The sequence below is a fragment of the Gordonia sp. 135 genome (assembly GCF_009720185.1).
In the GTDB taxonomy this organism is placed as follows: Bacteria; Actinomycetota; Actinomycetes; order Mycobacteriales; family Mycobacteriaceae; genus Gordonia; species Gordonia alkanivorans.
On the sequence record NZ_CP046257.1, the window covers coordinates 3435202 to 3460993 of the forward strand.

Below are 25792 nucleotides of genomic sequence, written 5' to 3' on the forward strand. Positions count from 1 at the left end.
ACTCGCCGTAACTATACCCCAGGGGGTATATTGGTCAGAGTTATCGTCCCTTGACAGTCAGACGACCCCGGAACAGAAAGAAGAACCCATGACCCCCACAACCGAGACCCACCAGCCCCGATTGACCGTGGAGCGGATGGTGCCCGCGCTTGCGGGCGTGATGGTGACGGTCAGCGTCATCCTCGTGCTGACGGTGTCCCCGTGGTGGACCGTGCTCACCCTCTTCGTGGCCGCAAATCTGCTGCTCTACAGCGCGGTCGGGTGGTGCCCGGCCAGCCTGCTCATGGCGAAGGCCGGACTCCCGCGCGCCTCATGTCCACGCTGAGGGCCCAGCACCCGACCCGCGAACACCCATCCGACGATCATCGAAGAGGGAGGGCCGATTCCTCGGCCCCCCTCTTCCGTTCCCGTAACCGTCACCCGGCGGGCGTCCGGGCCCGCCCCTCATGCCAGGGCGAGGAACAACTTCTCCAGCTCCGCCTCCGACAGCGGGGCCCGCTCACCGTCCACAGCCTCGACGCACTGCCGCATCCCGGACGCCACGATCTTGAAGCCGGCACGATCCAGAGCTCGTGACACCGCTGCGAGCTGCGTGACCACGTCCGTGCAGTCCCGACCCGCCTCGATCATGGCGATCACGCCCGCAAGCTGGCCCTGAGCGCGTCGAAGCCGATTCAGGACAGCACCCATAGCCTCGTCGTCGACGGCCGCACGGACCCTCACATCACTGGTCACTCCGACCTCTCCTGTCTCGGCATTCCGCCGTTTCCGCAACCGATCGATATCGGCCCCTTGACCCAAGGATACCCCCAGGGGTATGTTCGACGCCAGATTGGATACCCCTAGGGGTATAAAACGAAAGGATTCTCATGTCGTCGAATTCGGCCTTGTCCGAAGACGAAGCAGCACCTGATACCTCGGGTCCCACAGCCGGGCTCCTCGGACGCTGGGGCGCGACGATGGCGGGTCGCGCCCGTTGGGTTTTCGGCGTCTGGGTCCTGCTCCTGGTGGTCCTGGGAGCGGCGGCACCCTCGGTGTTCTCCTCCCTCGCCGGCGCCGGATGGCAGGCCAACGGGTCCGAGTCCGTCCAGGTCCGCGAGCTGGCCCAGCAACACTTCGGCGGAAACTCCTCGGCGGCGGTCCAGGTGGTCGTCCACTCCGACCGTGACCGCGTCGAGAGCCCCACGGTCCAGGCCGTCGTCGGACAGATCACCGAACTCGCGGCGACCGATGACCGATTCGCCCAGGTCGTGCCACCACAACCGGGGATGTCCATCAGCCCCGACGGTCACACCGGCATCGTCCTCATCGGCGCTGCCGCCAACACCGACGACATGGTGCGGGCGGTCGACGAACACAAAGACGAGCTGACCGGTCTGTCCGGCAACGGCGTCGAGGTCTATCCGACCGGCGCGTCGGCGTTGTGGAGTGACTTCAACAAGGCCAATCACGACGCGATGATCAAGGCCGAACTGTTCTCCTGGCCCGTCACCCTGACCATCATGGTGCTCGCCTTCGGATCGCTCGTCGCTGCCGGACTCCCTCTGCTGCTGACCATCGCCGGACTCGTCGCATCCGCGGGCGGACTGGTCCTCCTCAACCAGGTCACCCCGATCTCCGTGTGGGCCATCAACTTCGCCATGATGTTCGCCCTGGCCCTGGGCATCGACTACGCACTGTTCATCGTGTCGCGCTTCCGCGATGCGATCCGCGGCCACGCCGACGACATGCGTGCCGCGGTCGCCGAAACCATGGACACCGCAGGAAAAGCGGTGTTGCTCTCCGGCATCACCGTCCTGGTGAGCCTGTCGGCGGTGCTGCTGGTTCCCGCACCCGCGGTGCGCACGATGGCCGTGGGCATCATGCTCGCCGTCGTCTTCGTCCTGGCCGCCACCCTGACCTTGCTGCCCGCCGCACTGGGCAAGCTGGGTCCCCGGGTCAATGCGGTGTCGTTGCCGTATGCCCGCCGCCAGCAACACCGTTCACCCGTGTTCGCCCGCTGGGGACTCTTCCTGCACCGTCACCCCTGGACGGTGGCCGCCGGCTCCCTCGCTGTTCTCATCGCGCTGTCGATCCCGGTGTTCGGCCTGAAGGTCGCGATGCCGTCGATCACCGTCGTCCCCGAGGACGCGCCGGTGCGTCAGGGCTACGAACTCGTCCAGTCACAGATGGGCGAGGGCGCACCCGGCATGCTGCAGATCGTCGCACCCGCCGGCGAGGCGCAGCAGACCGCCGCGATCGCCTCCAAGTCGCCGGGGATCGAGATGGTGACCCCTCCGATGCCCGCCGCTGACGGCTCCGATTACGTTCTCATGCAGGCACTTCCGTCAGTCGACCCGTCCGATGAGCAGATGGGCACGATCGTCGACGACCTGCGCGGCGCCCTGCCGAGCGATGCACTGGTCGGTGGCGCACCCACCGAGAACCTCGACCTCCAGCAGGCCCTGAACGACTACTTCCCGCTGGTCGTCGCCGTCATCCTCATCCTGGGCTTCGTGTTGCTCCTGGTCTCGCTGCAGGCACCGCTGATCGCCCTGATCGGCACCGTGGTCAGCCTGTTGTCGACGGCAGCTGCCTTCGGCGTGGCAAAGCTCATCTTCCAGGACGGCCACCTCGCGGACCTGTTGGGCTTCACACCCCAGGGCTTCCTCGACGGGTGGGGACCGGTGTTCTTCTTCGCGATGATCTTCGCGATCGCGATGGACTACACGGTCTTCCTGCTCGCCACCACGAAGGAACACTTCGAGCGGTCCGACAGCGCAACAAGTGCCCAGGTCGACGGGATGGCCCATTCCGGCCGGATCATCTTCGCCGCGGCAGCGGTCATGGTGGCGGTGTTCTTCACCTTCGCCCTGGCCGAACCTCTCCCCCCGAAGGAGATGGGCATCATCCTCGGTGTCGCCGTCCTGCTGGATGCCGTTCTGATCCGCCTCACCCTGCTTCCGGCAATGCTGCGGATCACGGGCCGCGCCGCATGGTGGTCACCCGCCTGGTTGCGTCGCGTCCTCCCGAAGATCAGCTTCGCGCACTGACCCCCGAACCGGTTCCGTCCCGGGCCAACGGATGACAACCCGTGTGGCCCGGGACGGGGCCGATATGAAAGGAAGACAATGTCACTCGCACTCAGCACCACGATGAGCGTCCCCTTCGACGAAGCGGTCGAACGCACGCGCGCCGCGCTCGCCGACCAGGGTTTCGGCGTCCTCACCGAGATCGATGTCCAGGCCACCCTGAAGAAGAAGCTCGACGAGGACATGGAGCCGTACCTGATCCTGGGCGCCTGCAATCCGCCTCTGGCCCACCGAGCACTCGGGGTCCAACGTCAGATCGGATTGTTGTTGCCGTGCAATGTCGTCGTCCGGTCGGACCCGGACCACCCCGGCACGACACTCGTGGAGGCGATGAATCCGGCTCTGATGGTTCAGGTCTCGGGAGAGCCCGACCTCGAGTCCGTCGCGCGCGACGCCGCCACGAAGCTGCAGGCCGCGATCGACGCCCTGTCGGATCAGTCCTGACCCCGACGACCCCGGAAAAGAATCCCCTGACACGACAGGAGTTGTCATGACCCGCTTCGACTTCTACTTCGATCCCGTGTGCCCCTTCGCATGGGCCGCATCGCGATGGCTCACCGACCAGGCCGAGAGACACGATGACACCGTCGCCTGGCACGTGATGAGCCTGGCCGTCCTGAACGAGGATCGGGAGCCCGCGTCGGACCAGCAGCGCCGGCAATGGGACACCTCGCGCCGTCTCGGCCGGGTCTTCATGGCCGCCATCGCGAAGAACGGCGCCGATTCGGTTGAGCCGCTCTACACAGCGATGGGCCGCCGCATCCACCACGCCGGTGATGAGATGACCCCCGCTGTGGTCGCCGAGATCCTCGCCGAGGCCGGGCTCCCTCCCGAATTGGCCGACGCCATGGACGACGACTCGTGGGACGACACACTGGGAACAGCGCACCAGCGGAGCCAGGAAGCACTGGGAGAGACCGGCGGCAGCCCCATCACCGGCATCAACGGCACCCACTTCTTCGGCCCGGTGCTCTCCGACATCCCTACCGGCGACGAGGCGCAGGCGCTCTACTCCGCGATCACCACAATCGGTGCCACCTCAGCGTTCTCGCAGCTCAAGCGTCCCACGGGTGGGCGACCGACGTTCTCGGCCTGACCTGGTCGAGCGCTCGGCCAGCGGACCGGCCCGGCCGCACTTAGGGTGACGAACGAGTGTGGAGCCGGGTTGGTGAGGAGTGTCGGACGTGCCGAACCGCCCTCTACGGCAAGCTGTTCCTCCGCGAACCCGCCGGACTCGCCCGTCTCGGGTGCATCTTACTCATCCTGGTCGGCGTCGTGGGATTGAATCTGCTGCACAACGCATCCGGTGGCGAAACCGCCTGAATCACGTCAACCGGCGCAACGGAGCGCGTCGGCGAGCACCTCCCGTGACTCCACGTCGATCGTCAAACCGTATGTCACGCTGACGGTCACGAACTGGATCGCGTACTGACACCAGAACCCGCGCGCCGGCGGCATCCAGCGCGCCGGTTCCGAGTCACTCTTGTCCTGATTCGACGCCCCGTCGACGGCGACCAGGTTGGCCGGATCGTTCGCGAACTCGAGTCGTCGGCCGAATTCCCACGACCACGCGCCCATGTCCCAGGCGTAGGCCAGCGGCACGATGTGATCGATCTGCACGGTCGACGCCCCACGGTCACGACGGAACACAACGAACTCGCCGCTGTACGGACTCCGGAACTCCCCGGCGACAACCGCTCTCGGGCAACTCGGGACCGGTCCGGCCCGGATGTCCTGCAGATCGCGGGCCAGGATGTCGTTGCGGGTGTCGCATCCGTTGCCACCGCCGGCCACGGCCACCGCATCCGTCCACGCCGAGCCGAACGCCCTCCGGTCGTAGTCGTCGCGGTCCGGACGCTGCGCGTACACGGGGATGGACGCCAAGCGCGCCAGTGCTTCTCGCGCCGTGGCCCGCACCCGCGGGTCGGTGTCGGGGCGCGGACCGAAGCCACCCGACCCCACCGCGACCACGATCGCCGTGACCACCGCGAAGACCAGCAACCACCACTGCCTCGCCGACCACGACCCGGATGCCGAACCGTTCCGGCCGATCCACCGCAGACGCATACGCAACCGCCGCAGCGTCGGCGAACGGAACGTCGCCTCGTGAAGGACCATGGGACTTTGACGTAATGCGGTCCCGCACGGTTCCACAAGCGGGTAGCGACCGCCGGTCAGGACTTGTCGAGATACGCGATTTTCTGCGGGACCAGAATCCCGTCGACGAGATCGGCCAGCGGGCTGTGGTGCAACAGCGTGATGTCCTCGCCCACGACGTCCTCCGCGAGTCCGCGGGCATCTTCGATCACCTCGACGTCCTCGAGCAGCGACAGGAACCGCAGCGAGGTGTTGACACCGGACTGCAGCGAACCGAGCAGGTCGCCCTCGCGGCGTTGTTCGAGGTCGACGCGGGCGAGTTCGAAGCCGTCGTTCGACCCGGCGACCGCGCGCAGACGCTGCATCGACTGGGAGATCTCGTTGCTGTTGGTCATCAGCAGACACAGCCCGGCATGCTGGCCACGGCCGACGCGACCGCGCAGCTGATGGAGCTGACTGACACCGAATCGCTCCGCGTCGACGATGACCATCGTAGTCGCGTTGGGCACGTCCACACCGACCTCGATGACGGTGGTGGACACCAGGACATCGACCTCGCCGCGACCGAACGCGTCCATGATCTCCGCCTTCTCCTCCGGCGCCAGACGGCCGTGCAGCATCTCGACCCGGCGATGCGCGAACGGACCGGCCACAAGGGCCTCGTACTGCTCGACCACCGAGGTCGTCTTCGGTCCCTTCTCGCCGTCGGGGCCGGGTTCGGGTTCCGGCGAGTCGTCGTCGCCGATGCGCGAGCAGACCACGTAGACCTGGCGGCCGGCGTCGATCTCCTCGTTGGCACGCGACCACACCCGGTCGACCCAGTTCTGCCGACCCATCGGCACGACCGAGGTCGAGATGGGCTGGCGCCCGCGGGGCAGCTCGCGCAGGACAGACGTCTCGAGGTCGCCGAAAGCGGTCATCGCGACGGTGCGCGGGATCGGCGTCGCGGTCATCACCAGGAAGTGCGGGATCCGACCGTCACGGCCCTTGTTGCGCAACACGTCACGCTGTTCGACGCCGAACCGGTGCTGTTCGTCGATCACGACGAGGCCGAGGTCGAAGAACTCGACCTTCTCCTCCAGCAGGGCATGGGTGCCGATGACGATGCCCGCGGTGCCGGTCACCACGTCGAGCAGCGTCTCGCGCCGCCCCTTGGTCTTCATCGACCCGGTCAGCAGGGCGATGCGGGTCGCCCCGTCGGCCGCGGTCAACTCGCCGCCCTCGGCGAGGTCACCGAGCATCTTCTTCATCGTCCGGTGATGCTGGGCGGCAAGCACTTCGGTGGGTGCGAGGATCGCGCACTGGTATCCGTTGTCGACGACCCGCAGCATCGCGAGGAGCGAGACGAGGGTCTTACCGGAACCCACCTCACCCTGCAGCAGCCGGGACATCGGTTGCGCGAGCGCGAGGTCCTCGGCCAGCTCTTCCCCGACCGCGACCTGGCCCTCGGTGAGCGTGAACGGCAGACGTTCGCGCAACTTGTCCTCGAGACCGCCGGGCACGTGCGGGCACGGCGGCGCCGATTCGCTGCGACCTGCGAGGCGTCGTTGCGCGAGCACCGTCTGAATCGCCAGCGCCTCATCGAACTTCAGCCGATGCGAGGCGACTTTCACGTCGTCCTCGGAGTCGGGCAGATGGATCTTGCGGATCGCCTCGTCGGTCGAGACGAGCCCCCGCTCCCGACGCTGCGCATCGGTCAAGGCGTCGGGGATCGGCGCGCAGTGGTCCAGGACCCGCCGGACCGCACCCAGGATGTCCCAGGTCTGAACCTCTTTGGTGGCCGGGTACATCGGTAGGATCTCGCGGTCGAACATCGCGACGAGAGGGTGAGCACCCTCCTCTTTCGCGATCTCCTCCTCGACGGCGTACATCTCGGTCAGCATCTTGGAGCCGACGACGTGGTCCTCGATCTCGGGATCGCCGTCGGGCAGGATCATCCACTCCGGATGCGACAGCTGGATCTGCTCGCGGAAGTACTTGACCGTGCCGGCCATCATCACCCGGGCACCGGGGCGCAGCTGATGTCGGATGAACTTCGGGTTGAAGAAGCTCGCCTCGTAGACCTCGTTGTCGTCGGTGACCTTGACCTTCAGGAACTGGCCACGGCGACTCTTCATCTGGATCAGGTCGGACTTGGTGATCCGGCCGACGATGGTGAGCCACTCGCCCGGTTCGGGTCGTTGGTGGTCGGCCACGAGACCACGACGGATGTACCGACGCGGGGTGTAGCGCAGCAGCTCCCCGACCGTGGTCACGCCGAGTCCCGCGAGCTTGTCGGCGGGCTTGGACCCGAGGGCGTCGGACAGCGAATCCGCCAGTGCCAGTTCGTTCACTCCACACCCACCTGCAGCAGGTCGCTGCGCTGCCCGGTCCGATAGACCGCGAGCTCGATGCCCGGGTAGTTACGCCGCATCTGCTCGCCGACGGCCTCGAGCGCCTCCTCGTCGACGTCGGTACCGGCGAGCACGGTCACGAGTTCACCACCGGTCGCGAGCATCAGGTCGATGAGCGCGGTCCCCGCGGAGGTCTGATCGGGCGCCACCACCAGGACGTCGTCGCCGATGAGTCCCAGGACATCCCCGACCTCCGACATCCCGGCCAGCGTCATCATCTTGGTGGTTGCGAGTTGCAGCGATCCCCACCGCGCACCGGCGGCGGCCTCCGCCATCGCGTAGGCGTCGACGTCGGGGATCTCGCTCGGGTCGTGCACCGCGAGCGCGGCCAGGCACTGGGTCATCGACGACGTCGGGAGCATCAGGACCGACCGTCGTGTCGAACGCACCTCGGTGGTGACGGTGACGAGATCCTGAGAACTCAATGCGCCGTTGGCCATCACGACCACATGCGCACTGTCGGTGTCGCGGATCGCCTGCCCCAACGCGTGTGCGGTCAGCCCGTCGTCGGCGCGGAGTACGGTCGCCCCGGCCTCGGCGAAGAGGTCGGCGGCCCCCTCACCAGATGCGACCGCAACCACCGCACGCTTGTGCTTGGGCGGGGGCTCATTCGAATCAGACTGTGCGCGAATGGCATCCAGCGCGAAACAACTGATGCGGACATCCGACAACCGCCCCAGTCCCGCGCCGGCCTCCACGGCGGCACCGGGTTCGCAGGTGTGCACGTGAACGGAGAAGCGCTCATCCTCGCGGCTCGAACTGTCGCCGACGATGACCACGGCGTCGCCGAGTTCGTCCAGCCGTTCGCGGAGCCGGGCGATCTGGTCACCGGCCGCGCCGTCGAGCAGATACATGACCTCGAAGTCCTGGTCGCTGCTCTCCACGCACGAGTCGTCGACGCCGTGTCCGAGGGTCGCGCTGTCGGTGAGGATGCCCCGATAGCGGCGCCGGCGGTGGGCCACGCCGGTGATCACCCGGACCATCGCGTCGGCGATCACCAGGAAGCCGCGACCGCCGGCGTCGACGACACCGGCGGAGGCGAGTACCGACAACTGCTCCGGTGTGCGTTCGAGCGCCTCGGCACAGTCGTCGGCGATGGCCCGGACGATGTCGGCGGCGGTCTCCTTCTCATGCGCCGCGGCCGACTCGGCGGCCACCCGCACCAGTGTGAGCACCGTGCCCTCGCGGGGTTCGCTGACCGCACGGGTCGCGGCCAGTGATCCCAGCCGTAGGCCGAGCGACGCCAGATCACCGAAGGTCAAGGAGTCGGTGTCGCCGAGGATCTCCGCACCGTCGGCCAGGCCGACGAGGACCTGCGACAGGATGATGCCCGAGTTTCCGCGGGCCTGCGCCACCGCTCCGTCGGCCATCGCGCGCGCGACCTGCGGCAACGACGCCTCATCCGATGTCGCATCGGCAGCCTCCGCGGCAGCACGCATGGTGAAGAGCATGTTGCTGCCGGTGTCCGAATCCGGGATCGGGAAGACGTTGAGGTCGTTGATCTCACCGCGGAACTCCTCGAGCTGGTCGACACAGACACGGGCCCAGTCGCGCAGCAGCTGCGGGTTGATTGTACGGGCGATCACGCGGTGACTCTTTCTCGCTCTGACGTGGGCATACGACGGGGCTGGGTCGCGGGCCGACGGGACCTGCCGGAAGGATGTGTGTCAGGTTACTCGGCGTCCCCGACGGTCCGGGGACCTCCGCACCACGAGGCGAGGCGGTCCGACCCGGATTTGGTCACGCCCACCCGAGCTGGTTATCCTTGCAGGGTTGCCTTTCGGTCCACGCGCACACCTTCCGGTGGTGCCGATCCGAGAGGCTGACCACCAGACCATATTCATCTATCAAGGGAGTTCGACGATGGCTGCCGTCTGCGACATTTGCGGCAAGGGCCCGGGCTTCGGCAAGTCGGTGTCTCACTCGCACCGCCGTACCAACCGCCGCTGGAACCCGAACATCCAGTCTGTTCGCGTCGAGGTCGCCCCGGGCAACCGCAAGCGTAAGAACGTCTGCACCTCCTGCCTGAAGGCCGGCAAGACCGCAGCTGTCTGACCTCCGCGTCACCCGCCACGCGGGTGACTTGGGGTTCCGAGAGCACAAGACCCGATGCCACCGAGCGCAAGCTCCCCGGCGTCGGGTCTTTGGTGTGGGCGGGATAATGTTTCGCGCATGACCTCCACACAATCCCCTGCCACGGAAATCACTCGGCCCGACGCCCCCACACTCGTCAGCGAGGCCGACGGCGTCCTGACGATCGCGGTGTCGGCTGCCGGCGCGGGCAACTCCCTCGACGACGGCGGGATCGCCGCCGGCACCCAGGCGCTGCGCGAGGTGGCACGTGGCCGTCGTGACGTGGGCGCGGTGCTGCTCGTCGGTCCGGGCAAGAACTTCTGTGCAGGCGGCAACGTGCGCGCTTTCGCCGCCGCCGACGATCGCCCCACCTACCTGCGCCTGATCGCCGACAACTTCCATGCCTTCGTGACGGCCCTGTACGAGGCCGATATCCCGGTCGTCGCCGCCGCGAAGGGCTGGTCGGCCGGAGCCGGCATGTCGCTGGTCCTGCACGCCGACGTCGCGATCGGCGGCACCTCGTCCAAGCTGCGTCCCGCGTACCGCGGCATCGGCCTCACCCCCGACGGCGGACTCACCTGGACCCTCCCCCGTGCGGTCGGCGCGGCCCGGGCCCGCCAGATCATCCTCACCGACCGGGTTCTTTCCGCCGACGACGCGCTGAACTGGGGCATCTTCTCCGAGGTCGTCGCCGACGAGGACGTCGAGGCCGTGGCGCGCGCCAACGCCGAGAAGATCGCCGCCGGGCCGCGCTCCGCCGACTCCGGCACCAAGCACCTGCTCTCGGTCTCGTCGGAGAACTCGCTCATCGAGCAGCTCGCCCTCGAGGGTCGCTCCATCTCCGAGCGGTCGGGGCTGGCCGAAGGCATCGAAGGGGTCGACGCGTTCGTGGGCAAGCGCGCGCCGGAGTTCGGCAAGAGTCGCTGACTCTCATCGCTGCAAGCGAGCCTCGACGGGCCTGGTAAGTCGCTCTCACCAGGCCCGTCGACGCTCACCGCTATCGCTCCTCGCACCTCGGGGAGCCCAGATCAGGGCAGTCGCCAGTCCACCGGGTCGGCGCCGAGGTCGGCGAGTTCTTCGTTGGCCCGGCTGAACGGGCGCGACCCGAAGAAGCCGCGCGATGCGGACAGCGGTGACGGGTGTGCGGAGACGATGGTCGGGACGTCCGGCAACCACTCCTGCAGCGAGGCGGCGTCCTTGCCCCACAGGATCGCGACGAGCGGTTCGTCGCGGTCGACGAGTGCCTTGATCGCGCATTCGGTGACCGTCTCCCAGCCCTTCTTGCGATGAGACGCGGGCTCCCCTGGCGCGACCGTCAGGACGCGGTTCAGCAACAACACTCCGTTGTCCGCCCACGGGGTGAGGTCACCGTTGCTCGGCATCGGATATCCGAGATCCGAGCAGTACTCGGTGTAGATGTTGGCCAGCGACCGCGGGATCGGACGTACGTCGGGGGCCACGGAGAAGCTCAGTCCGACAGCATGTCCCGGAGTCGGGTACGGGTCCTGCCCGACGATGAGCACGCGCACATCGTCGATCGGCCGGGTGAACGCCCGCAGGATGTGTTGCCCGGCGGGCAGATAGCGGCGTCCCTCGGCGATCTCGTTGCGCAGGAACTGGCCCATCTCGGTGATGATCGGCTCGACCGGGGCGAGGGCCTCGGCCCAGCCGGGGTCGATGATCTCGGCGAGCGGTTTGGTCGGTGCGGTCACTCCGGTCTCCCCATCGGTCCCATCGGTGCGGTCATTCGTGTCAGTCGAGTCGCCGCAGCGACTTGCGGTAGTACTGGGCGTTCTGGAAGTACATGTCGCTGTTGAGGTCAGTGTGTCCGTCGGGGACCTCGTAGTTCTCGCGCAGGCGGGCGGGCACGCCGAGCGCCATGCGGCGCGGCGGCACGTCGAACTTGAACGGGACGACGGCGCCGGCTCCGACGATCGCTCCGTTGCCGACCGTCGAACCGTTGAGGACCACCGAGCCGGAGGCGATGAGGCAGTCGTCGCCGATGGTCGCGCCCTCGATGTGCGCGTTGTGTCCGACGACGCAGCGGGCGCCGATCACGGTCGGTTCGAAGACGGTGCAGTGGATGACCGTGCCGTCCTGGATGTTGCTGCGCTCACCGATGGTGATGGTGCCGTAGTCGCCGCGCAGGACGGCGCCGGGCCATACCGAGACGCCGTCACCCAGAGTGACGGCTCCGATCACCACCGCATCGGGATGGACATAGGTGTCGTTGCCCAGAACGGGCTCGCGGTCGTCGAGTGCGTAGATCGCCATACGGAGACTCTAGCCACGTACGGACAGCGGTCCGTGCCCGCCCGCGCCGGTCACACGCTCCAGGCCAGCCGGAACCGTTCGGTGAGTGCTTCGGGGGTGTGATCGGGGATGTGGGTGACCTCGTACCGGCGGACCGCCACGAGCGCATCGACCGCCGGGTCGCCCAGGATCCCGCGCAGCAGCGGCGACACGTCCATCCGGTCGACAACCTCGCTCTGGTCGGTGGAGAGCAGTGTTCGTTCCCCGGCTGCACGGGTGCGCGGGTCGACGCCGACCTCGGGCGGCAGGGTGGCCTTCCACTCGATTCCGGCCGCCGCCGCGCCCAGGATGGCGGCGGTGGCGAAGTAGACGTTCGCCGACGGGTCGGCGATCTTCACCTCGACGTTGGCACCCCGTCCCCTGACGTCCGATGTATCTCGCCGGGCATCAGCGGCACTCGCGTCTGCCGAGTCCGCACGGACCAGGCGCACCGCCGCTTCGCGGTTCTCCACGCCCCAACAGACGTGCGCGCCGGCCCACTGACCGGGCAGCATGCGCAAGCCTGACACCACCGATCCGCACAGCACACCCTGTAGTTCGAGGAGCGCGTCGACGATGCCTGCGACCGCGTGGGCACCGTCTGGCGTCATCCCGGCGACGCCGGTTCCGCCCGAGAACAGGGGCCGACCTCCACGGTGTAACGAGACATGTTGATGAGCACCGCATCCGGCTTCGTCGACGAAGGGTTTCGGGGAAAAGCCGGCGCGCAGACCGTGTTTGCGGGCAAGGCGACCGATGATGAGCCGCGTGAGTACCAGCCGGTCGGCGGCGGTGATGGGGTCCGCCGGCCCCAGAGAAACCTCGAACTGCCAACGCGCATGCTCCGGATGCAGCTGTTCGACCGTGATACCCGCGGCACGACACGAGACGAGGACGTCCCGCACGAACTCCTCGTACTCCAGCAGCCCGACCGCGCCATACGGGGTCCACGGAGCGGACGGCAGCGGCGATCCGTCCGCAGCCAGGAGAACGAACTCGAGTTCGTGGCCGACCATGGCGTGCAGGCCGGCATCCGCCAGTTCCGCGACGACGCGACGCAGGGTGCCACGGGCGCACTGCGGCACCGGATCCCCGGCGAGGCCGAAGAACTCGCCGGGCGCCCAGCTCAGCGTCGGGTCCACCTCCACCCGCGCGCCGAGATCGATCCGGATGCGCTGGTCCCCCACCACCCCGACCTCGTCACTGAACGCGATTCCGGTCTGGTCGATCGCGAAGGCATGCCACGACGGACTGGCGCCGAGCCCCACCGACGCGAACACCGGGACGCGTTCCGGGGTGACCGTCTTCGCCAGCGTCAGTCCGGCCGGGTTGACGACGGTCGCGAGGAGGATCGACGACGATGAGTCGCCGGCGGAATCGGATCGCGAGTCCATGTCCACAGTGTCGTGGAGCGCGGCGGTTCCGGTGGCGGAACCGTACGGATTCGGCACATCATCCGCGCGGCTCGGCGAACGACTGCCACCCGTGCAGGTCCGGTCCGTCGGGTCCGCCGACGCGCCGGCCGTCGACCCACACCTCCGGGGTCGTCGACGTGGCCTCGCGGACCGACCCGATCACGGTCCAACCGTCGGGCACGGACGCGGCGTCGAAGGCCGCGAGCAGGTGGTGATCCTCGCCACCCGTCAGAACCCATTCGTCCACTTCCGCTCCGAGTTCCGTTGCCAGGCGGGCCAGATCGGGTCGTCGCGGCACCGCGGCGACCTCGACGGCCATCGCCACCTGCGCGGCCCGCGACATGGTGATCAGTTCTTCGACGAGACCGTCGGAGATGTCGGTCATCGCATGCGCTCCGGCAGCGGCCGCGACGGGACCCTGACTCAGATCAGGCATCGGAACACGATGCAGAGCAACCACTTCCGTCCACTGCGCATCGTCGACGCCGGGCGTCGACAGCACCGCGAGCCCGGCGGCGCTCGCACCCAGGGGACCGCTCACGGCGAGTACGTCGCCAGGACGGGCACCGCCCAACGACACCGGCCGTCGACCTTCGAGCGCCCCGACCGCGGTGACGCTCACGACCACCTGCTCCGCCGCCACCAGGTCCCCGCCGAGAACTCGTGCGCCCAGCGCATGTGCGGCGCCGACGACACCGTCGTTGAGGTCGAGGATGACGCCCACTCGAGTCGCAGCCGGGCAGGCGATGGACACCACCAGCCCTGTCGTCCGACCACCCATCGCGGCGACGTCGGCCGAACTCTGGACCACCGCCCGCGCCCCGATCTGCTGCGGCGTCGACCAGTCGAACCGGAAATGCCGTCCCTCGACCACCGTGTCGGTGCTGATGACCGCCGACCCGCCGATGTCGAGGACGGCCGCGTCGTCGCCCGAGCCGATCACGATGTCGTCAACGGACCCGGCCGCGGTCGCTGCCGCGGTGAGTGCGGCGATCACCGCCCGCTCGCCGATCTCCCCGACGGAGTCGGACCTGTCGATACCGACGGAGTCGGACCTGTCGATACGGACGGAGTCGGACCTGTCGATACCGACGGAGTCGGACCTGTCCATACCGACGGAGTCGGGGCCGTCTGAGCCACCGCTGTCGGACCTGTCCATACCGACGTTGTCGGGGCCGTTGGTACCGACTTCCTCGGGGGTCACTTGTCGGGTCTCACTCTCGTCGGGTCCGCTTTGAGTCGCGCGCGAGCGGGTTTGTCGGTGACAATGTGTGCCACAGTGTATTGGGCTCACGGCGAACGGTGTTCGCCGCGCAGCACCCATTGCCGCCGGATTCGACAGCCCGTGTCGGCGATGGGGCACGAACGGAGAGGATGTCCGTGGTTCAGGCATACATACTGATCCAGACCGAGGTCGGTAGAGCCGCCCTGGCGGCGGCGACGATCGCCGAGATCTCGGGGGTCGCCTCATCCGAAGAGGTCAGCGGACCCTATGACGTGATCGTCCGGGTGGATGCCGCCGATGCGACGCAACTCACCGAGAATGTGGTTCCTCAGATCCAGAAGGTCGACGGGATCACCCGCACCCTGACCTGCTCGGTGGTCGGCAACACCCGCGGGTCACGGTTCCCCGGTCCCGGCGTCGGCGCAGACGTGCACGGCTCCTAATGTGGTGGCGTGACGTCAGCAGGTTCGGATGACACCCCGCAGGATCCCGTGGACGACCCGGTCGCCGGTGACCCGGCCCGTGGCGACGACGCCACAGCCACCGAGGACCCCGTCGCCGACGAGCGCTACGGCACCGACTCCCGGCTGAGTCCTGCGCTCATCGCGACCCTCGTCGCCATCCCCATCATGGTGATCGCGGGATTCATCGCGTTCGCCGCGCTGCGCCCCGACACAGTGAATCCCGTCGAGTCCTATGCCGCGGACGGCAGCGCATCAGCGGACTGCACGCGACTGCTCGAGGCGGTGCCGCAGACGTTCGAGGGATTCGGCAGCAAGGAGATCTCCGGGGACCGCGCGACCTGGCCCGCGGAGGGGTCCGGCGACGATCTGACGCTCCGCTGCGGTGTGACCCGTCCGGCGGAACTGTCCCCGACGAGCAACCTCCAGGAGATCCACGCCGCGGGCCAGGCCGGTGTGCAGTGGTTCATCACCGACACCGTCGACGGCTCCGGCCAGGCCTACGTATGCGTCGACCACCGTCCCTACGTCGCGCTGTGGGTTCCGTCGAATGCCGGGAACGGTCCGATCACCGACATCTCGGGTTTCATCGACCAGACACTCGAACGCGGCCCACTCGACTTCGGCTGACCTGCCGCCGGATTCCGCGGGTCGGCTCCGCCGGGCTCAGTCCCGGTAGATCTCCGGCTTGGCACTGCGGCCGAGCAGTGAGTTGATGGCGTCGGCGACCGACTGCCCGTCGTGGCACACCTTGTGCACCGCGTCCGTGAGCGGCATCGGGACCTGATGCTTCTCGGCGAGCGCGCGTACCGACGAACACGACTTCACGCCCTCCGCGACCTGCCCGTTGGTGGCCGCCTGCGCCTCGGCCATCGTCGCCCCTTCGCCCAGCCGCGCACCGAAGCTCCGGTTCCGCGACAGCGGGGACGAGCAGGTTGCGACCAGGTCGCCCACACCCGCGAGTCCGGCGAGGGTCTCGATTTCTGCGCCGACGGCAACGCCCAGGCGGATGGTCTCGGCGAGACCGCGGGTGATGATCGTGGCGAGCGTGTTCTGGCCGAATCCGACGCCGCTGGCGATACCGCACGCGAGGGCGATCACGTTCTTCGCCGAGCCGCCGATCTCGCATCCGATGACGTCGGTGTTGGTGTAGGGGCGGAAGTAGCGCGTGCTGAAAGCACTCTGCAGGGTGACCGCGCGTAATTCGTCGGTGCAGGCGATCACGGTCGCCGCGGGCTGCCCTTCGGCGACCTCGTGCGCGAGGTTGGGTCCGGTGAGCACCGCGATCCGGTCGTCGGCCACTCCGGTGACCTCGGCGATGACCTCGCTCATCCGCAGCAGCGTGCTGGTCTCGATGCCTTTGGCGAGCGACACCAGCGACGCATCGGAGCCGATGTGCGGAGTCCACTGCTTGAGATTCTCCCGCAGTGACTGCGACGGCACCCCGCAGACAACGATGTCGGCGCCGCTCAGGGCCGCCACCGGGTCGCTGGTCGCAGTGAGTTCTCCGGGCAGCGTGATGTCCGACAGATAGTTCGGATTGACGTGTTCGGAGTTGATCGCATCGGCCAGTTCCGGGCGTCGAGCCCAGATGACCGTCTCGGTCCCCGCGTCGACGAGAACCTTCGCCACCGCCGTACCCCAGGAACCAGCACCCATGACCGCCGCGCGCACCGCACTCCTCCTGCCCCGTGTCCGTTTCACCGGACCGAACGACTACCTGCCCACCCTAATGCCAGTCCACTTCTGACCGACCCGGAATGTCACCCACGGTCCCGTGGTGGACCATGATGGTCAGCATGGACCACAGCGCCGTCGACATGAGCGTCGACCTCAGCGCCGCCTCGGGGAGCCCCGCGGCCGGCGGGGCGACGGTCGCGGCCGTGCTGGCGGTCAAGAGTCTGCATCGCGCGAAGTCGAGGCTGGCGGCCACGCTGGCGTCGGCCTTCGGCCACGACGATCCGACGACCCGCGGCTGGCTGGTCCTGGCGATGTTCCTCGACACGGTCGAGGCGCTGCGCGGTGCCGGCGTCTCGAGGGTGGTGGTCGTCAGTCCCGACGACGACGTGCTCGCCGCCGCGCAACGCGCCGGTACCCATGGGCTGCCCGAGGTGGTCTCCCCGCCCGCAGGCCCGGGACTCAACGTCGCCTTCGGTCACGGTGCACGGTGGGCGCGGGAGACGTGGCCGGATTCGACGCGGGTCGTGTTCGTCCAGGCCGATCTGCCCGCTGCCACCAGCGACTCGATGCGCGAGGTTCTGCAGGAGGCGCCGGCCCACCGACTCAGCTTCCTCACCGACCGCGACGGGACCGGCACCGTTCTGCTGCACGGCACCTTCACCCCCGACGACCCCGGCGCGCTCGACGACGCACCGCGTTTCGGCCCGGGATCGGCGGCTGCGCACCGAGCCGCCGGCGCCGTCGAACTCGACCCCGCGCACACGCGGTGGACCGATCTGCGTACGGACGTCGACACCGCAACCGATCTCGACGCCGCACGCGCACTCGGCCTCGGCCCCCACACCGCCGACGCTCTGCGTCGTCTGTGACGATCGGTCCGCGCCACGTCTGAGGGTGCGCGACTTCGCCTGTCGCACCGTGCCGATTCGGACATCGTGCCGCCGACGGTGAGGTTCCGGCCTCCGACCCATCCCAAGCGCGGTGAGTTTGAGCCATGATTGACGGGTGAGCCCTGCCGACGACACCTCAACGACCACCGCAACGGTCACGACCACGCCGATCCCCAATGCACCGCCGGCCGCAACCCTCGTCCCCGACGAGTCCGCGGACCTGCCCGAGGACCGGTACCTGAACCGCGAATTGAGTTGGCTCGACTTCAACTCCCGTGTGCTGGCCCTCGCCGAGGACACCTCGCTGCCGCTCCTCGAGCGGGCGAAGTTCCTCGCCATCTTCGCCTCCAACCTCGACGAGTTCTTCATGGTCCGGGTCGCCGGCCTGAAGCGTCGCGACGAGACGGGTCTGTCGGTCCGGTCCGCCGACGGGTTGTCCCCGCGCGAGCAGCTGATGCGCATCGCCGGCCGCACGCAGAGCATCGCCGACCGCCATGCCCGCGTCTTCCTCGACTCGGTCCGGCCGGCGTTGGCCGCCAACGACATCTATGTCGTCTCCTGGTCGCAGCTGACCGACGAACAACGCGCCCGCATGGTCGATTACTTCCAGGACGAGGTCTTCCCCGTCCTGACGCCGCTGGCCGTCGACCCGGCTCACCCGTTCCCGTACATCAGCGGCCTGTCGCTGAACCTCGCGGTGACCGTCAAAGACATCAACGAGAGCGGCGAGCATTTCGCGCGAGTGAAGGTCCCCGACAATGTGAACCGCTTCATCCGGGTCGATCAGCTGGTGCCGTACCGCGGCGCCGACGACGGGCGCCCCAAACAGGCGGTGTACCTCCCCATGGAGCACCTCATCGCCGCCAACCTGGGCAACCTGTTCCCTGGCATGGAAGTCGTTGAGCATCACGCCTTCCGGATCACCCGCAACGCCGACTTCGAGGTAGAGGAAGATCGCGACGAGGATCTCCTGCAGGCGCTCGAGCGGGAACTCGCCCGACGCCGGTTCGGCTCGCCGGTCCGACTCGAGGTGGCCGACGACATGAGCGAGCACATGCTCGAACTGTTGCTGCGCGAACTCGACGTGAACCCGGCCGACGTCATCCAGGTGCCCGGTCTGCTCGATCTGTCTTCGCTTTTCGAGCTCTACGACCTCGATCGGCCGCATCTGAAGGACCGCCCGTTCGTGCCGGGCACGCACCCGGCGTTCGGCGAACGGGAGACGCCCAAGAGCGTCTTCTCCACGCTGCGCGAGGGTGATGTCCTCGTGCACCACCCTTACGATTCGTTCTCGACGAGCGTGCAGCGCTTCATCGAACAGGCCGCGGCCGACCCTCAGGTCCTCGCGATCAAGCAGACGCTGTACCGCACCTCGGGTGACTCCCCGATCGTCAACGCGCTCATCGACGCCGCCGAGGCAGGCAAGCAGGTCGTGGCGCTGGTGGAGATCAAGGCCCGCTTCGACGAGCAGGCCAACATCAAGTGGGCCCGGCAACTCGAGCAGGCGGGAGTGCACGTCGTCTACGGACTCGTGGGACTCAAGACGCACTGCAAGACGTGTCTCGTGGTGCGGCGTGAGGGCTCGACGATCAAGCGCTACTGCCACATCGGCACCGGCAACTACAACCCGAAGACCGCGCGGTTGTACGAGGACGTGGGCCTGCTGACGGCCGCCCCCGACATCGGCGCGGACCTGACCGACCTGTTCAACACGCTGACCGGATACTCACGCAAGAAGGAGTACCGGAACATCCTCGTTGCCCCGCAGGGCATCCGGGCGGGCATCATCGAGCGAATCCACCGCGAGATCGAACTGTTCCGCGCGGGCGACGATCGTGCCCGCGTGCAGCTGAAGGCCAACGCGCTGGTCGACGAGCAGGTGATCGACGCGCTGTATCGCGCGTCCCAGAACGGGGTTCCGGTCGACGTGGTGGTCCGCGGCATCAGCGCACTGCGCCCGGGGATGGAAGGTGTCAGCGACAACATCAACGTCCGGTCCATCCTCGGTCAGTTCCTCGAGCACTCGCGAATCCTGCATTTCGGTGCCCAGAACGAGTATTGGATCGGCAGCGCCGACATGATGCACCGCAATCTCGACCGCCGCGTCGAGGTGATGGTGAACGTACGCGACAAGCGTCTTGCCGGCGAGCTCGGCGACATCTTCGACTCGGCCCTCGACCCCCGCACCCGTTGCTGGGTCCTGCAGACCGACGGTAGCTGGGTGGCCTCACCCGCCGCCGGCGAAGAGGTCCGCGATCACCAGCGGCAGATGATGCGCCGCAATCGTCGTCGGCCGGAGACCATTTCGTGACCGGCCGATCTCGGCGCCCCGTCCCGACGGTGATCACCGATGAGTAAGAACCCGCCGAAGGATGTGTGGGCCGCGGGCGCCGTGGTCTGGCGTCCGGGGACGTCGGGCTCGACGGCGACGGAGGACGTGGAGATCGCCGTCGTCCACCGGCCGCGCTACGACGACTGGACGATCCCGAAGGGCAAGGGTGAATCGGGCGAGACCCTCGTCGACACCGCGGTTCGCGAGATCGCCGAGGAGACCGGACAACACGTCGTCCTCGGACGGCACCTGGGCGATGTCCACTACGACGTCGAGGCAGGTCGCAAACACGTGCGCTACTGGTCGGCGCGCGGTGGCGACGCTGCGTTCACCCCGGACGACGAGGTCGACGAATTGCGCTGGCTCACGGTCGAGAAGGCGCGTGAGACACTGAGCCACGAGTTGGATCGCGAGATCCTGAGCGAGTTCACGCGGCTGCCGGCCGATCTGCACACCCTGTTGTTGGTGCGCCACGCCAAGGCCGGTCGGCGCTCTCAGTACAAGGGCGACGACCGCCTCCGTCCGCTCGACGCCGTCGGACGCACGCAGTCGGCGGCGCTCGTCCCCCTTCTGCTGGCCTTCGGCGCCCGTCGGGTTCACGCCGCAGATCGGGTGCGCTGCGAGCAGACGCTCGAGCCGCTGCGGGACCGCCTCGAGGTCGAGGCGCGGAGCGAGCCGGATCTCTCCGAAGAGGTCTACCGCGCGGATCCGGCGGCGGCACAACGCCGGATCCGGGAGCTGGCGTCCGAGATGCCGGACACCCTGGCGGTGTGCAGCCAGGGCAAGGTGATTCCGCCGCTCATGGAATGGTGGGCCGAGCAGGACGGGATCACGCTGCCGAAGGCGTCGAACCGCAAGGGCAGCGTATGGGTCTGCTCTCTTCTCGACGGCCGGCTCGTGGCGGCCGATCACATCGCGAGTCCACTGCCCCCGGGCTGAGCACCCCCGGACACAGATCAACCCCTGGCGGGGAAGTCACCAGGGGTTGATCTGAGAGGTTTGCCCTACCGGGCCGGTTTTCAGCGACGCGTCGACTTCTTGGCCGGAGCCTTCTTGGCCGCAGTCTTCTTGGCCGGAGCCTTCTTTGCCGCGGTCTTCTTCGCCGGCGCAGCCTTCTTGGCCGCGGTGGTCTTCTTCGCCGCGGTCGTCGTCTTCTTTGCTGCGGTCGTCTTCTTCGCCGGCGCAGCCTTCTTGGCCGCGGTGGTCTTCTTCGCTGCCGTGGTCTTGGCCGGCGCCTTCTTGGCCGCGGTCTTCTTGGCCGGGGTGGCCTTCTTTGCCGCGGTCTTCTTCGCCGGGGCCGCCTTCTTGGCCGCCGTGGTGGTGGTGCCGCTGCCGCGCTTCACAGCCGGACCGCTGGCAGCAAGCTTCTGCTTACCGGCCACGACGGCCTTGAACTGAGCGCCCGGACGGAACGCGGGAACCGAAGTAGCACGGACCTTCACGGTCTCGCCCGTGCGCGGGTTGCGAGCCACGCGCGGCGCGCGCTTCCGCTTCTCGAAAACACCGAAGCCGGTGATCGTCACGCTCTCGCCCTTGTGGACCGCGCGAACGATCGTGTCGACGACGAGCTCGACGGCTTCAGTCGCAGTCTTGCGATCCGCGTCGAGCTTCTTGGTCAGCTCATCGATGAGCTCCGCCTTGTTCATGAGTACCTCCGCAAGCTGATCTGACCGATTTTCGGCCAGCTACCAACACACGGTAAACGTCGAATTTGAAAACGTCCATCTTCCACGCCAATTAAGACGCCGTGTTGCGAAATCGCATGTCAGCTCACAAGGTCTCCGCTTCGGCGGGACCCGGCCGTTCGCGCGGCCGACAAGGGTCTCCGGTCAGTCCGCGAGAGTCCTCGGTTTGAACGACGGGCGCTTCGATTCGTACTCGGAAATCGCGTCTACCTGGCGCAACGTCAATCCGATGTCGTCGAGACCCTCCATCAGGCGCCACCGCGTGTAGTCATCAATTGCCAACGGCACCACGAGGTCTCCGGCGGTGACGGTCTTATCGACAAGGCTCACCGTGATTTCCATCCCGGGACTCTCTTCGAGTCGCTTCCACAGCAATTCGACGTCGGACTGCTCGACCTGGGCAGCGACGAGCCCGGCCTTACCGGCGTTCCCGCGGAAGATGTCGGCGAAACGAGACGAGATCACCACGCGGAACCCGAAATCGGACAGCGCCCACACCGCGTGCTCGCGCGAGGAACCGGTGCCGAAGTCCGGACCGGCGACGAGCACCGAGCCGTTGCTCCACGGCTCGTTGTTGAGGATGAAGTCCGGATCGGTGCGCCACCCGGCGAACAGACCGTCCTCAAAGCCCGTGCGGGTCACGCGCTTCAGGTACTCGGCCGGGATGATCTGGTCGGTGTCGACGTTGCTGCGGCGCAGCGGGACGCCAATGCCCGTGTGTTCGGTGAACGGCTGCATTTTTCAAAGCCCCTGTTCGGAAGTTGTCTGGAATGTGGTCTGGGGGTTACTCAACCGAGATCGGCCGGAGCGGACAGCGTCCCGCGGATCGCGGTCGCGGCCGCGACAGCCGGGGACACCAGGTGGGTCCGTCCGCCCTTGCCCTGCCGCCCTTCGAAATTGCGGTTCGACGTCGACGCGCAACGCTCGCCGGGCGCGAGCTGATCCGGGTTCATTCCCAGACACATCGAGCAACCGGCCTGACGCCACTCGGCGCCGGCGTTCAGGAAGATCTCCCCGAGACCCTCTTCCTCGGCCTGGGCGCGGACCCGCATCGAGCCGGGCACGATGAGCATCCGCATGCCGTCGGCGAGCTTGCGCCCCTTGAGCACGTCGGCGACCGCGCGCAGATCCTCGATGCGACCGTTGGTGCACGATCCGACGAAGACGGTGTCGACCTTGATGTCACGCAACGGCGTACCGGGTTTCAGGTCCATGTACTCGAGGGCCTTCGCAGCGGCGCTCGACGCGACCTCGTCACCGAACTCTGCGGGGTTCGGAACGGTCGATCCCAGCGGGGCGCCCTGGCCCGGGTTGGTTCCCCAGGTGACGAACGGGGTCAGCTCGGTGGCGTCGATGTGGACCTCGGCGTCGAAGACGGCGTCGTCGTCGGTGCGCAGGCTGTCCCAGTAGGCAACAGCCGCATCCCATTCGGCACCCTTCGGGGCGTGCGGACGCCCCTTGAGGAACTCGTAGGTGACCTCGTCGGGAGCGATCATCCCGGCGCGGGCGCCGGCCTCGATCGACATGTTGCACACGGTCATCCGGGCTTCCATCGACAGCTTGCGGATCGCCTCGCCGCGGTACTCGAGGATGTATCCCTGCCCACCGCCGGTGCCGATCCTGGCGATGATCGCCAGGATGAGGTCCTTGGCCGTGACGCCGGGCGGCAGCTCGCCGTCGACGTTGATCGCCATCGTCTTGAACGGACGCAGCGAAAGCGTCTGCGTGGCGAGGACGTGCTCCACCTCACTGGTGCCGATACCCATCGCGATCGATCCGAAGGCGCCGTGGGTGGCCGTGTGGCTGTCACCGCACACCACGGTCATGCCGGGCTGCGTCAGACCCAGCTGCGGGCCGACGACATGCACGATGCCCTGCTCGACATCACCCATCGGGTGTAGCCGGACACCGAACTCCTCGCAGTTCTTGCGGAGGGTGTCGACCTGGGTGCGCGACACCGGGTCGGCGATCGGCTTGTCGATGTCGATCGTCGGGACGTTGTGGTCCTCGGTCGCGATCGTCAGGTCGAGACGCCGCACGGGACGTCCCGCCAACCGGAGGCCGTCGAAGGCCTGCGGACTAGTGACCTCGTGCACGAGATGGAGGTCGATGTAGATCAGGTCCGGGTTCCTGGTTCCGGACGCATCTGCTTCACCGGGCACGACAACGTGGTCGCGCCAGACCTTCTCGGCAAGAGTAAGCGGCTGGGCTGGGCTGTTGCTCATGGCTGCACTCGATATCTTCTCGGGTTCGGCGGACGGTGCACGCCCATCTCGCGATGAAACGTGCATCTCACTATTTGGACAGCTAGTATCGTCCTATGGGAAAGGATAGCGCATCCGGAGTCAGCAGCGGAATCGGCGTACTCGACAAATCCGTGGCTGTGCTCCATGCCATCGCGGAGGCCCCGTGCAACCTCTCGGAGTTGTGCGAGCGGACCGGGCTCCCGCGTGCCACGGCCCACCGTCTGGCGGTGGGTCTCGAGACCCACCGCTTCCTCGCCCGCGACATCACCGGCCGCTGGCAGCCGGGGCCGGTCCTCGGCGAACTCGCCGCATCCGCCCACGATCCCGTGACCGAGTCGGCCCTGATGGTCCTTCCCCGGCTCCGCGACATCACCGGCGAATCGGTACAGGTCTATCGCCGCGAAGGTGCCGAGCGCGTGTGCGTGGCGGCGATGGAACCGCCGACCGGACTCCGCGACACCGTGCCCGTCGGAACGCGCTTCCCGATGACCGCCGGCTCCGCGGCCAAGGTCCTGCTCGCCTGGGCCGACCCCGCGACGCAGCGCGCACTGCTGCACGACAGCGTCTTCGGTGAACGGACACTGCACGAGATCCGACGCCGCGGCTGGGCCCAGAGTGCCGGCGAACGTGCCGCGGGCGTGGCGAGCGTCTCGGCGCCCGTGCGCGACGGCAACGGCGACGTCGTCGCGGCGATCTCGGTGTCCGGCCCGATCGACCGCATGGGCCGACGGCCCGGCGCCCGGTGGGCCGCCGATCTCCTCGCCGCCGCAGACGCGATCCACAAGCGCCTGCAGACCTCCCGCGCCTGAGTCACCTTCACAGCCGCTCCCGATAGTGACCGTTCCGTGTGACGGGCCCGTCGGATAGCTTCGTCACATGGGAGTCAACCAACGCAACCAGATCGTCATGTCCGACGCCGAGATCGAGGACTTCGTCGCGCGCAGCCGCACGGCCACCCTCGCGACCACGGGCCCCGACGGCGGCATCCACCTCGTCGCCATGTGGTACGGCGTCATCGACGGCGAGATCTGGTTCGAGACGAAGTCCAAGTCGCAGAAGGCGGTCAACCTCCGCCGCAACAACCGGTGCACGGTGATGATCGAGGACGGCGACACCTACGACACACTGCGCGGCGTCAGCTTCGAGGGAACCGCCGAGATCCTCGACGACCCCGACTCCTGCCTGAAGATAGGGATCAGCGTCTGGGAGCGATACACGGCCCCTTACACCGAGGAGTCGCGTCCCTTCGTCGAGCAGATGATGCACAAGCGCGTGGCCGTCCGCCTGGTGCCCTCACGCGTCCGCTCGTGGGATCATCGCAAGCTCGGCATCCCGGAGATGCCGGCGTCGGGAAGCACCGCGCAGTACCTGTAACCCAATCCCCGCACTCACGGACTCGCCCGTCTCGCGATCATCACATCGCGATACGGGCGAGTTGCTCTGTCGCACAGAAAAAAGCACCCTCCCCCTGCTGGACAGAGGGAGGGTGCATCTGTAGCCCCGACGGGATTCGAACCCGCGCTACCGCCTTGAGAGGGCGGCGTCCTAGGCCGCTAGACGACGGGGCCCTGGAACTTTCCGGCGAACCAGACCCTAGCACGGGTCCGGCCGCACTCACCTTGCAGTGAAAAACTCCCCCCTCCTGACTGAGCAGGAAGAGGGAGCTTCTGTAGCCCCGACGGGATTCGAACCCGCGCTACCGCCTTGAGAGGGCGGCGTCCTAGGCCGCTAGACGACGGGGCCAAGGAACTTCCAGCGATCGGACCTCGCGGTCTCGATCTTCTTCAGTTCGCTGGGGTACCAGGACTCGAACCTAGAATGGCTGAACCAGAATCAGCTGTGTTGCCAATTACACCATACCCCATGGACTTCCCTTTTCCCTGAGGAAAAGTGCCGAGGAAGACAATAGCAAAGGGTTACCGGAAGTCCACA

The 25792-nt window shown here is 67.6% G+C and carries 26 protein-coding genes and 3 tRNA genes; 14 read left to right on the top strand and 15 right to left on the bottom strand.

What is annotated here, in order from left to right; genetic code table 11:
* Positions 1-88 precede the first annotated feature (88 nt).
* Complete coding sequence (locus GKZ92_RS15560) at positions 89-325, top strand: YgaP family membrane protein (RefSeq protein ID WP_035751273.1); 237 nt, start codon at positions 89-91, stop codon at positions 323-325.
* 119 nt (positions 326-444) lie between these two features.
* On the opposite strand, the gene GKZ92_RS15565 is transcribed toward GKZ92_RS15560, so the two are convergent.
* Complete coding sequence (locus tag GKZ92_RS15565; RefSeq protein WP_035751379.1) at positions 445-690, bottom strand: metal-sensitive transcriptional regulator; 246 nt, start codon at positions 688-690, stop codon at positions 445-447.
* Positions 691-869: 179 nt separating this feature from the next.
* On the opposite strand from GKZ92_RS15565, the gene GKZ92_RS15570 reads away from it, so the two are divergent.
* The 4 genes from GKZ92_RS15570 (at position 870) to GKZ92_RS15585 (ending at position 4394) form a co-directional block, all read left to right on the top strand.
* Positions 870-3032: an MMPL family transporter gene (locus GKZ92_RS15570; RefSeq protein WP_006359352.1), complete on the top strand. Its 2163-nt coding sequence runs from the start codon at positions 870-872 to the stop codon at positions 3030-3032.
* Between the two features lie 78 nt (positions 3033-3110).
* A complete protein-coding gene (locus GKZ92_RS15575) occupies positions 3111-3515 on the top strand; it encodes a DUF302 domain-containing protein (RefSeq protein ID WP_006359353.1) in 405 nt (134 codons plus the stop codon).
* Between the two features lie 46 nt (positions 3516-3561).
* Positions 3562-4167 carry a mycothiol-dependent nitroreductase Rv2466c family protein gene (locus tag GKZ92_RS15580; RefSeq protein WP_035751269.1) on the top strand — a complete coding sequence of 202 codons (606 nt, stop codon included), beginning with the start codon at positions 3562-3564 and terminating at the stop codon, positions 4165-4167.
* 56 nt (positions 4168-4223) lie between these two features.
* Entirely contained in the window at positions 4224-4394 is a 171-nt protein-coding gene (locus tag GKZ92_RS15585) for a hypothetical protein (protein WP_230461813.1), read from the top strand.
* A 6-nt stretch (positions 4395-4400) separates the two neighbouring features.
* Here GKZ92_RS15585 and GKZ92_RS15590 read toward each other — a convergent pair whose 3' ends face one another.
* The 3 genes from GKZ92_RS15590 to GKZ92_RS15600 are packed head-to-tail and all read right to left on the bottom strand — an operon-like array spanning position 4401 to position 9147.
* Positions 4401-5189 carry an HNH endonuclease family protein gene (locus GKZ92_RS15590; RefSeq protein ID WP_035751268.1) on the bottom strand — a complete coding sequence of 263 codons (789 nt, stop codon included), beginning with the start codon at positions 5187-5189 and terminating at the stop codon, positions 4401-4403.
* A gap of 56 nt (positions 5190-5245) precedes the next feature.
* On the bottom strand, positions 5246-7501 hold the full coding sequence (gene recG / locus GKZ92_RS15595; RefSeq protein ID WP_035751266.1) for an ATP-dependent DNA helicase RecG: 2256 nt from the start codon (positions 7499-7501) through the stop codon (positions 5246-5248).
* A complete protein-coding gene (locus GKZ92_RS15600; protein ID WP_035751265.1) occupies positions 7498-9147 on the bottom strand; it encodes a DAK2 domain-containing protein in 1650 nt (549 codons plus the stop codon). The genes recG and GKZ92_RS15600 overlap by 4 nt, the downstream gene beginning before the upstream one ends.
* Positions 9148-9424: 277 nt before the next feature.
* Here GKZ92_RS15600 and rpmB point away from each other — a divergent pair, with 277 nt between their 5' ends.
* Positions 9425-9616, top strand: a complete 192-nt coding sequence (gene rpmB, locus GKZ92_RS15605) for a 50S ribosomal protein L28 (RefSeq protein ID WP_004023092.1) — start codon at positions 9425-9427, stop codon at positions 9614-9616.
* Between the two features lie 117 nt (positions 9617-9733).
* A complete protein-coding gene (locus GKZ92_RS15610; protein WP_035751264.1) occupies positions 9734-10561 on the top strand; it encodes an enoyl-CoA hydratase/isomerase family protein in 828 nt (275 codons plus the stop codon).
* Between the two features lie 101 nt (positions 10562-10662).
* Here GKZ92_RS15610 and GKZ92_RS15615 read toward each other — a convergent pair whose 3' ends face one another.
* Genes GKZ92_RS15615 through GKZ92_RS15630 form a run of 4 tightly spaced genes read right to left on the bottom strand, consistent with a single transcriptional unit; the run spans position 10663 to position 14452 of the window.
* Positions 10663-11346, bottom strand: coding sequence for a uracil-DNA glycosylase (locus GKZ92_RS15615; RefSeq protein WP_006359361.1), 684 nt, complete (start codon positions 11344-11346; stop codon positions 10663-10665).
* A gap of 40 nt (positions 11347-11386) precedes the next feature.
* Positions 11387-11908: a gamma carbonic anhydrase family protein gene (locus GKZ92_RS15620; RefSeq protein WP_006359362.1), complete on the bottom strand. Its 522-nt coding sequence runs from the start codon at positions 11906-11908 to the stop codon at positions 11387-11389.
* Positions 11909-11958: 50 nt separating this feature from the next.
* Positions 11959-13320, bottom strand: coding sequence for a glutamine synthetase family protein (locus tag GKZ92_RS15625; RefSeq protein WP_035751374.1), 1362 nt, complete (start codon positions 13318-13320; stop codon positions 11959-11961).
* A 58-nt stretch (positions 13321-13378) separates the two neighbouring features.
* Entirely contained in the window at positions 13379-14452 is a 1074-nt protein-coding gene (locus GKZ92_RS15630) for a thiamine-phosphate kinase (RefSeq protein ID WP_155225722.1), read from the bottom strand.
* A 263-nt stretch (positions 14453-14715) separates the two neighbouring features.
* Here GKZ92_RS15630 and GKZ92_RS15635 point away from each other — a divergent pair, with 263 nt between their 5' ends.
* Together GKZ92_RS15635 and GKZ92_RS15640 are read left to right on the top strand one after the other, a co-directional pair.
* Entirely contained in the window at positions 14716-15009 is a 294-nt protein-coding gene (locus GKZ92_RS15635) for an Lrp/AsnC ligand binding domain-containing protein (RefSeq protein ID WP_006359365.1), read from the top strand.
* A gap of 9 nt (positions 15010-15018) precedes the next feature.
* Positions 15019-15657, top strand: coding sequence for a DUF3515 domain-containing protein (locus GKZ92_RS15640; protein WP_035751263.1), 639 nt, complete (start codon positions 15019-15021; stop codon positions 15655-15657).
* A gap of 36 nt (positions 15658-15693) precedes the next feature.
* Here GKZ92_RS15640 and GKZ92_RS15645 read toward each other — a convergent pair whose 3' ends face one another.
* Positions 15694-16701, bottom strand: a complete 1008-nt coding sequence (locus GKZ92_RS15645) for an NAD(P)H-dependent glycerol-3-phosphate dehydrogenase (protein ID WP_155225404.1) — start codon at positions 16699-16701, stop codon at positions 15694-15696.
* 125 nt (positions 16702-16826) lie between these two features.
* Here GKZ92_RS15645 and cofC point away from each other — a divergent pair, with 125 nt between their 5' ends.
* The 3 genes from cofC (at position 16827) to GKZ92_RS15660 (ending at position 20868) form a co-directional block, all read left to right on the top strand.
* Positions 16827-17576, top strand: a complete 750-nt coding sequence (gene cofC / locus GKZ92_RS15650; protein ID WP_006359368.1) for a 2-phospho-L-lactate guanylyltransferase — start codon at positions 16827-16829, stop codon at positions 17574-17576.
* A gap of 136 nt (positions 17577-17712) precedes the next feature.
* Positions 17713-19908, top strand: coding sequence for an RNA degradosome polyphosphate kinase (locus GKZ92_RS15655; RefSeq protein WP_006359369.1), 2196 nt, complete (start codon positions 17713-17715; stop codon positions 19906-19908).
* Between the two features lie 39 nt (positions 19909-19947).
* Positions 19948-20868 (top strand): NUDIX hydrolase, encoded by a 921-nt coding sequence (locus GKZ92_RS15660; RefSeq protein WP_035751261.1) that lies wholly within the window; start codon positions 19948-19950, stop codon positions 20866-20868.
* 80 nt (positions 20869-20948) lie between these two features.
* Here GKZ92_RS15660 and GKZ92_RS15665 read toward each other — a convergent pair whose 3' ends face one another.
* The 3 genes from GKZ92_RS15665 to leuC form a co-directional block, all read right to left on the bottom strand.
* Complete coding sequence (locus tag GKZ92_RS15665; protein ID WP_006359371.1) at positions 20949-21575, bottom strand: HU family DNA-binding protein; 627 nt, start codon at positions 21573-21575, stop codon at positions 20949-20951.
* Positions 21576-21758: 183 nt separating this feature from the next.
* Positions 21759-22352: a 3-isopropylmalate dehydratase small subunit gene (gene leuD, locus GKZ92_RS15670; RefSeq protein ID WP_006359372.1), complete on the bottom strand. Its 594-nt coding sequence runs from the start codon at positions 22350-22352 to the stop codon at positions 21759-21761.
* A 50-nt stretch (positions 22353-22402) separates the two neighbouring features.
* A complete protein-coding gene (gene leuC, locus GKZ92_RS15675; RefSeq protein WP_035751259.1) occupies positions 22403-23839 on the bottom strand; it encodes a 3-isopropylmalate dehydratase large subunit in 1437 nt (478 codons plus the stop codon).
* Positions 23840-23934: 95 nt separating this feature from the next.
* On the opposite strand from leuC, the gene GKZ92_RS15680 reads away from it, so the two are divergent.
* Positions 23935-24669, top strand: a complete 735-nt coding sequence (locus GKZ92_RS15680) for an IclR family transcriptional regulator (RefSeq protein ID WP_155225405.1) — start codon at positions 23935-23937, stop codon at positions 24667-24669.
* 67 nt (positions 24670-24736) lie between these two features.
* Positions 24737-25234, top strand: a complete 498-nt coding sequence (locus GKZ92_RS15685; RefSeq protein WP_155225406.1) for a PPOX class F420-dependent oxidoreductase — start codon at positions 24737-24739, stop codon at positions 25232-25234.
* A gap of 121 nt (positions 25235-25355) precedes the next feature.
* On the opposite strand, the gene GKZ92_RS15690 is transcribed toward GKZ92_RS15685, so the two are convergent.
* From GKZ92_RS15690 to GKZ92_RS15700, 3 genes are all read right to left on the bottom strand, one after another.
* Positions 25356-25428: transfer RNA gene (locus GKZ92_RS15690), tRNA-Glu, on the bottom strand.
* 102 nt (positions 25429-25530) lie between these two features.
* Positions 25531-25603: transfer RNA gene (locus tag GKZ92_RS15695), tRNA-Glu, on the bottom strand.
* Positions 25604-25652: 49 nt separating this feature from the next.
* Positions 25653-25724: transfer RNA gene (locus tag GKZ92_RS15700), tRNA-Gln, on the bottom strand.
* Between the last annotated feature and the right edge of the window lie 68 nt (positions 25725-25792).

Bases quoted from the DNA above. Each gene is read 5' to 3' on its own strand.
- GKZ92_RS15560 (WP_035751273.1), top strand. From the start codon at position 89: ATGACCCCCACAACCGAGACCCACCAGCCCCGATTGACCGTGGAGCGG.
- GKZ92_RS15565 (WP_035751379.1), bottom strand. From the start codon at position 690: ATGGGTGCTGTCCTGAATCGGCTTCGACGCGCTCAGGGCCAGCTTGCG.
- GKZ92_RS15570 (WP_006359352.1), top strand. From the start codon at position 870: ATGTCGTCGAATTCGGCCTTGTCCGAAGACGAAGCAGCACCTGATACC.
- GKZ92_RS15575 (WP_006359353.1), top strand. From the start codon at position 3,111: ATGTCACTCGCACTCAGCACCACGATGAGCGTCCCCTTCGACGAAGCG.
- GKZ92_RS15580 (WP_035751269.1), top strand. From the start codon at position 3,562: ATGACCCGCTTCGACTTCTACTTCGATCCCGTGTGCCCCTTCGCATGG.
- GKZ92_RS15590 (WP_035751268.1), bottom strand. From the start codon at position 5,189: ATGGTCCTTCACGAGGCGACGTTCCGTTCGCCGACGCTGCGGCGGTTG.
- rpmB (WP_004023092.1), top strand. From the start codon at position 9,425: ATGGCTGCCGTCTGCGACATTTGCGGCAAGGGCCCGGGCTTCGGCAAG.
- GKZ92_RS15610 (WP_035751264.1), top strand. From the start codon at position 9,734: ATGACCTCCACACAATCCCCTGCCACGGAAATCACTCGGCCCGACGCC.
- GKZ92_RS15620 (WP_006359362.1), bottom strand. From the start codon at position 11,908: ATGGCGATCTACGCACTCGACGACCGCGAGCCCGTTCTGGGCAACGAC.
- GKZ92_RS15625 (WP_035751374.1), bottom strand. From the start codon at position 13,320: ATGGACTCGCGATCCGATTCCGCCGGCGACTCATCGTCGTCGATCCTC.
- GKZ92_RS15630 (WP_155225722.1), bottom strand. From the start codon at position 14,452: ATGGACAGGTCCGACTCCGTCGGTATCGACAGGTCCGACTCCGTCCGT.
- GKZ92_RS15635 (WP_006359365.1), top strand. From the start codon at position 14,716: ATGTCCGTGGTTCAGGCATACATACTGATCCAGACCGAGGTCGGTAGA.
- cofC (WP_006359368.1), top strand. From the start codon at position 16,827: ATGGACCACAGCGCCGTCGACATGAGCGTCGACCTCAGCGCCGCCTCG.
- GKZ92_RS15660 (WP_035751261.1), top strand. From the start codon at position 19,948: ATGAGTAAGAACCCGCCGAAGGATGTGTGGGCCGCGGGCGCCGTGGTC.
- GKZ92_RS15665 (WP_006359371.1), bottom strand. From the start codon at position 21,575: ATGAACAAGGCGGAGCTCATCGATGAGCTGACCAAGAAGCTCGACGCG.
- leuD (WP_006359372.1), bottom strand. From the start codon at position 22,352: ATGCAGCCGTTCACCGAACACACGGGCATTGGCGTCCCGCTGCGCCGC.
- leuC (WP_035751259.1), bottom strand. From the start codon at position 23,839: ATGAGCAACAGCCCAGCCCAGCCGCTTACTCTTGCCGAGAAGGTCTGG.
- GKZ92_RS15680 (WP_155225405.1), top strand. From the start codon at position 23,935: ATGGGAAAGGATAGCGCATCCGGAGTCAGCAGCGGAATCGGCGTACTC.
- GKZ92_RS15685 (WP_155225406.1), top strand. From the start codon at position 24,737: ATGGGAGTCAACCAACGCAACCAGATCGTCATGTCCGACGCCGAGATC.